The sequence below is a fragment of the Microcystis sp. M49636_WE2 genome (assembly GCF_030065375.1).
GTDB lineage: Bacteria > Cyanobacteriota > Cyanobacteriia > Cyanobacteriales > Microcystaceae > Microcystis > Microcystis aeruginosa_C.
The window spans coordinates 1-5,246 of record NZ_JASJFG010001004.1 but is presented as its reverse complement, the minus strand read 5'-3'; the positions used below and the strand labels follow the sequence as shown (position 1 = coordinate 5,246).

Sequence of the window (5,246 nt, the reverse complement as noted above, 5' to 3'; positions counted from 1 at the left end):
GCCGCTTTAAACATCTTGCAAAAGGGATTAAGTAGCGTGGGGCGCACGCAAACTTTAAACGCTTCGGGAGAGATTCCCTCTTGGTTGGTTGGAGAAATCCTGCTTGCTAACGGAGACTCAATGAACGAAGAATCCCCGTCTCTTTAGAGCGGGGAGCGTCAACGAACTATTAGTTGCAAGAGAACCAAACAAATGCTTAACGACGCCGATTTCTTTGCTGGTGACGCTCAAAATATCGCCCCCGACACTCAGGAATTACAAACTCCCGTCGGTGAACTGCACTTACGATTTTATCTACCCTCTCAGGACGAGTTTGCCCTTAGTGCTGTGGGCATTTGCGAGGTAATACAGCAACCACTCGATCGCATTACCCCAATTCCCAATGCTTCACCCTTGCTCCTCGGTGCGATCAATCTCCGGGGTCAAGTGATCTGGGTGGCGGATCTCGGTCAATTTTTGGGGGATAATAGCCGCTTAAATACCGATCGATCCGAAATTCCCGTAATTGTGATCGAAGAACAGGAAAAGATCCTCGGTTTAGCGGTGCAACGTTTGGGAGATATGGAATGGCTCGACCCAGATAAACTAGGTAGTGCCGTCAGTATTCCCGATCAGATCGCCCCCTATGTGCAGGGAGAGTGGATTCTGGGCCAAGAATCAAAAAAAACCTTAAGACTACTCGATCATCTGGCCATACTCCGTTCTGCCCGTTGGGCGGCTTAAAACCTCAAAAAAATAGCAGAATAGCATTTATAGCAATTATTTCTTGAAACTACTAACTACTTGATCACTTTATCTTTACTAGGGGAGGGGCAAATGCCGTCAGGGAAAGAATATGCGAAACTCTATGGAAAGGCTAACACCGCCTATTGCCAGGGCAACCTTGAGGATGCCGCCGTCATTGTCAAAGACATGATCGGCAAGTATCCCGATGATCCCAACGTCCTGCTTTTACAGGGACACATTTATTTAGGACTACAACAATACAGCTTGGCCGAGGAACGTTACGAAAAAGTGCTGGAATTGGCTAAAAATTCTCCCAATTTCTTTGATCTGGTAGATTATGCTCGACGGGGTCTCGATCAGATTCAGCAATTGCGTTTTGAAGCCGAGGATGGAGATTTTATGATCGCTGCTGCGGAAAGCATTGCCTACAGCGAGGCAGCTTTCGATCCCAGTCAAGGTTTCAGCAATTCTTTGTCTGGGCGGTCGCAAGCGGCTGATCCCGGGCAAAATGATGCAATCGACTGGGATAGTGGTCTTTTCAATGACGAGGATATCGGGGAGCCTACGGCGGGTACAGTCGATTCCTATGGAGATGATTTTGGGGAATCGGAGGAAACCGCCTTTAGTTCCCTTATCCCGGCCGATTCAGGCTCTCACGGTTCCCATTTGTCCGGCGATTCTCCGGATGGAGAACCCCCTTTCCCCTTTTTAGAAGCAGAGGAGATTGACACGCTGCAGGAAGGGTGGGGCGGTGGGTTAGGGTCAACGAGAGAAACCACTTTTACGGCTTCCTCTGACTGGTGGGAAAATCCCTTCACTGGGAGAGATCAGGGGTTATCCTATCCCGATACCCCAGAAACAAGCACTTTTGTCACTGATACGGACCCAACCGACCGACAAGCGGCGAAAACTGACCTTAATCAGGGCATAGTCACTCAAAAAAGCTACGAGGAGGAAGAAACCGGAGATTTTAGGCAACCAAAACTCAATAATGAGGATGAGGATTTAGGCGGTTTTTCCCAACTGGATCTGACGGATATAGCCGAAGAACTGGGGGAATCGGAGCTATTTACCCGTTCGGGAGAGGAAACTGTAACTGCTGGTTTTGTCCCCGAACCCAGTGCGCGCCTTAATGCCAGTTCTGCTGTGGGAGAGCCTAGTTTTAATCCTTCTCGTCTAAAAATCCCCGATGACAAAAAAGATAGTCATCTTGGCCCTGTTTCCGAGCGCCTGCTCAAGCCAGTGGTGGAAGTCAATCCGGGCAAATTAGCCTTTTTTGTCAATGCTTCTTTAGGCAAAAAACAACTAATCCTAGCGGCTTTAGCGGGTATTACCCCTGTAATCTTAATTTTTGCCGTTAGTACCACCTCTTGGCTATTTTCTCTATCGGCTGCCAAACCGGGCCCGAATAGCAAGGAAAAAACCGAAAAAGTTGCCCCGAAACCAGCCCCAGCCAGCCTTTCCCCTTTCAGTCAACCGGTACTAACCGAGATGTTATTAACTGGACTGGGAGCTTTTGCCCTAACTTGGCTAGGTTTACAGTTGCTCATTAGTCAGATTAAGCGGAGTCTCAACGATCTGCAAAGCCAATTCGCTCATCTCTCGGAAGGTAATTTTAACGCTAAAGCGACGATCTACTCGGAAGATGAATTCGGTCAATTGGCCAATCGTTTCAATCAGATGGCCCAGGTGGTGGTAACTACCACCACGGAGGCCCAACGCCGCGCCGCCGAAACGGAAAGGGGACAGGAAGACCTACAACGGCAAGTGATTCAACTTCTCGATGATGTGGAAGGAGCGGCTAGGGGGGATCTGACCGTGGAAGCGGAGGTGAGCGCCGATCTTTTAGGGGCGGTGGCCGATGCTTTTAATTTGACTATCCAAAACCTGCGCGAAATTGTCCGACAGGTGAAAAAAGCGGCAAAACAGGTGAATCAATCCAGTACCAATAGTGAATCTTTCGCCCGCAATCAGTCTAGCGATGCCCTGCGGATGGCGGAGGAATTGGCCGTCACCCTTAATTCGGTACAGATGATGACCGACTCAATTCAACGGGTGGCAGAAAACGCCAGAGAAGCCGAAGAAGTTGCCCGCACTTCCTCGATTACCGCCCTGAAGGGGGGTGATTCCGTGGAAAGAACCGTGGCGGGAATTCTGCAAATCCGCGACACTGTATCAGAAACGGCGCGAAAAGTCAAGCGTTTGGCGGAAGCTTCCCAGGAAATCTCGAAAATTGTCGCAGTAGTCTCTCAGATTGCCTCGCGGACTAATTTATTGGCTCTTAATGCCTCGATTCAAGCGGCGCGAGCGGGAGAGGCGGGCCGCGGTTTTGCGGTTGTGGCCGATGAGGTGCGTCAGTTGGCCGATAGAGCTGCTAAATCTCTTAAGGAAATTGAACAGATCGTTGTACAGATTCAATCAGAAACGGGTTCGGTAATGACGGCGATGGAGGAAGGGATTCAACAGGTTATCGATGTCACCGAGCGCTCGGAACAGGCCAAGAAGTCCCTAGAAGATATTATCCAAGTTTCTAACCGCATCGATACGCTGGTGCGCTCGATTACCGCCGATACGGTCAAACAACGGGAAAATTCTCTCAATGTCGCCCAAGTTATGGAGTCGGTGGAGTTAACCGCTCAGGAAACTTCCCAAGAATCCCAACGGGTGGCGGTTTCCTTGCAAAAATTGGTTAGTATCTCCCGAGGGCTGCTTTCTTCGGTAGAACGGTTTAAGGTAGACTCGGAAGATGATCGATAATGGGTGAGCGGTAATCGGTGGGTTATTGATTAGCCGCTATCCCTCAAGATTGACCGCTAGAGTGAGTAAAGTTATGCCTAAACTTAGTCTCTGCATGATTGTCAAAAATGAAGCCGAAAATCTCCGGCGCTGTTTGGACAGCGTTAAAGGGGTGGTGGATGAGATGATCGTTATGGATACGGGTTCGACCGATGATACGATTGCTATTGCTAAAAGTTACGGTGCCATAGTTCCTAGCTACGATTGGCGGGATAATTTTTCCGATGCTAGAAATGAGGCTTTAAAATATGTTACTGGTGATTGGATTTTAGTTCTTGATGCCGATGAGGAATTAAATCCCGCTATCGTACCGAAAATGCGTCGGGCTATGGAAAAAGAGGAAAATTTAGTCATTAATTTAATCCGCCATGAAATCGGAGCCATACAATCACCCTATTCTCTAATTGCGCGGCTATTTCGCCGACATCCTCAGGTCACTTTTACCCGACCCTATCACTCAATTATTGATGATAATGTGGCTATTTTATTAAAAAAAGAACCTGGTTGGAAAATAGTTGAACTGCCAGAAATTGCTATCTTTCACTACGGTTACACCGTCGATAAAATAGCCAGCTTAGATAAGTTTGAACGGGCAAGAAAAGCGATGGAGGGTTTTTATCAGCAACATCCCCACGATCCCTATGTGTGTAGTAAATTGGGAGGGTTATATCTGAAGATTGGCAGGGATAAAGAGGGTTTTAAGCTGCTCAAACACGGTTTAAAATGCCATGGCTCTAATCCGCATATTTTATACGAGTTGTATTATCATCTCGCTAATTATTATTATTCAGTGGAGGAATTTAAGCAATCAGGCGATCATTTTGTTAAAGCGATTAAGCAGCCAATTTTAGATAAATTAAAACTGGGTGCTTATAATAATTTCGGTGGGTTATTATACGAAGCAGAAAAATACGAAACTGCCTTATCTGTCTTTGAGAAAACCGTAGAAATTGATCCTAGCTATGCCGATGGTTACTATAATTTAGGACTGGTTCTCAAACAACTGCATCGGCTACCAGAATCGATTAAAGCTTATAAAAAAGCTCTCAAGTTAAACCAGGATAATCCCACTATTTACCAAAATCTAGGGGTTGCTTATATAGTTTTCGGTAGTTATAATGAGGCGATCGAGATTTGGCAAAAAGGCCTACAATTATTGAAAGATCAGGGTAATGTCTCTCGCGCTGAAATGCTGCAAGAAACCCTAGAAGCTCTGGGAGCAAGTGTATTGAACTCTGAACAGTAACTGTTCACCGTTGTCGCGAAGATTGGGAGCCGCCACTGTACTAAAATTCTCAATAGGCAGTTGAAATGCAGTACATCTGATTGCTAAGTAGGGAGGCACAATTATTTGTAGGATGGGTTAGCGGTAGCGTAACCCATGCGTAGGTTGGGTTGAAGCATGAAACCCAACCTACGTTCATCTTATATTTAATTCCACCCACCTACTTAAAACCCTGTCTATTCAACTCCTGTGAGGATTTTTACGAATTAATTCTTAATAGGATTATCGAGGAGTTAGACGCTGAAGACTTAGGGGTTTTGATAGAAATGATCAAGAGATAATTGCTGCCGTGTAATTGGGGTCTGCTGAAAAAGTTTTTCCTAGGGGCAGGGTGTAGGGTGTGGGGTGTGGGGTGTGGGGTTTTACCCATTTTCATCGGGTAAATTACCTAATTTTCAGGGAAAAAGTCCAGGGATTTTCCCCCCGACCACTCCCATAT

3 protein-coding genes and 1 pseudogene are annotated in these 5,246 nt (G+C 46.7%); all 4 read left to right on the top strand.

All coding sequences use genetic code 11. The annotated features are described in order from the left end of the window. Positions 1 to 147 (top strand): annotated as a pseudogene (locus PX484_RS23080) (RNA-guided endonuclease TnpB family protein); the annotation flags it as partial. Positions 148 to 192: 45 nt separating this feature from the next. Continuing rightward, entirely contained in the window at positions 193 to 723 is a 531-nt protein-coding gene (locus PX484_RS23075; RefSeq protein ID WP_004267920.1) for a chemotaxis protein CheW, read from the top strand. A gap of 93 nt (positions 724 to 816) precedes the next feature. Next, entirely contained in the window at positions 817 to 3,483 is a 2,667-nt protein-coding gene (locus tag PX484_RS23070) for a methyl-accepting chemotaxis protein (RefSeq protein WP_287767197.1), read from the top strand. Between the two features lie 73 nt (positions 3,484 to 3,556). Further along, positions 3,557 to 4,768 carry a glycosyltransferase gene (locus tag PX484_RS23065; protein ID WP_288105711.1) on the top strand — a complete coding sequence of 404 codons (1,212 nt, stop codon included), beginning with the start codon at positions 3,557 to 3,559 and terminating at the stop codon, positions 4,766 to 4,768. The last annotated feature ends 478 nt before the right edge of the window (positions 4,769 to 5,246 follow it).

Bases quoted from the DNA above. Each gene is read 5' to 3' on its own strand.
- PX484_RS23075 (WP_004267920.1), top strand. From the start codon at position 193: ATGCTTAACGACGCCGATTTCTTTGCTGGTGACGCTCAAAATATCGCC.
- PX484_RS23070 (WP_287767197.1), top strand. From the start codon at position 817: ATGCCGTCAGGGAAAGAATATGCGAAACTCTATGGAAAGGCTAACACC.
- PX484_RS23065 (WP_288105711.1), top strand. From the start codon at position 3,557: ATGCCTAAACTTAGTCTCTGCATGATTGTCAAAAATGAAGCCGAAAAT.